The sequence below is a fragment of the Hymenobacter rigui genome (assembly GCF_003944715.1).
Taxonomy (GTDB): Bacteria; Bacteroidota; Bacteroidia; order Cytophagales; family Hymenobacteraceae; genus Hymenobacter; species Hymenobacter rigui.
The window spans coordinates 1-912 of sequence record NZ_RWIT01000035.1 but is presented as its reverse complement, the minus strand read 5'-3'; the positions used below and the strand labels follow the sequence as shown (position 1 = coordinate 912).

At 68.9% G+C, this 912-nt stretch carries 1 protein-coding gene; it reads left to right on the top strand.

All coding sequences use genetic code 11. The features are described from left to right. Positions 1-912, top strand: a 912-nt coding sequence (locus tag EI291_RS22530; protein WP_170172772.1) for a T9SS type A sorting domain-containing protein, incomplete at both ends; no start/stop codon positions are given.

Sequence of the window (912 nt, the reverse complement as noted above, 5' to 3'; positions counted from 1 at the left end):
CCCAGATTCCGCCCTACCGCCAGGCCAACGGCGGCATCGACTACCCGGTAATTACCAACATTTCCAAGGACAGCAACAACCGCCTGCGGGTGCAGGGCTACGTGGGCTCGGCTGCCGGCCAGCCGCAGTTTGGCGGGGCCACGGTGGAAATCTACAGCGCCAACAACACCGACACCAACCAAAACGGCCCCGTAGTGGCCGGCGACGGCCAGTCGGTGGCCCATGGGGAGGCTCAGTACTACGTGGGCACCATCACGGCCGCGGCCGACGGCACCTTCGATGCGACCCTGACCACTGTGGCCCGCAACATCCAGCCCGGCGACGTGATTACCGCCACCGCGTACCTGGCCGGCTACGGTACCTCGGAGTGCGGCGTAAACCAGGTCAGCAGCTTCCAGGTACTGCCCGTGCAGCTGACGCAGTTTACGGCCACGGCGCAGAACCGGCAGGTATTGCTGCGCTGGGCGACGGCCTCCGAGCTGCACAACGACCGGTTTGAGCTGGAGCGCGCCACCGACGGCCGCACCTTCCGGCCGATTGGCCGGGTCGCCGGGCAGGGCACCACCAGCCAGGGCCACACCTATAGCTTCCTGGATACGCCGCCGGCCGCCACTACGCTGTACTACCGCCTGCGCCAGGTGGATACCGACGGCACCGCCACGTACTCGGCCGTGCAGACGCTGCGCCTCAACGCCCCGGCTACCGAGCTGCTGCTCAGCCCCAACCCGGCCACCTCAGCCGTGACGGTGAACCTGACAACGCTGCCCGCCGGGCCGTATGAGCTGACGCTGCGCGACGTGCAGGGCCGCACCGTGCTGCGCCGCACCGCCAACGCCGAGGCTCCCCTGACGCTGCCCCTGCAGCCGCTGCCTGCCGGCGTGTACTACCTCACGGTGCAGGGCCAGCAGCAGC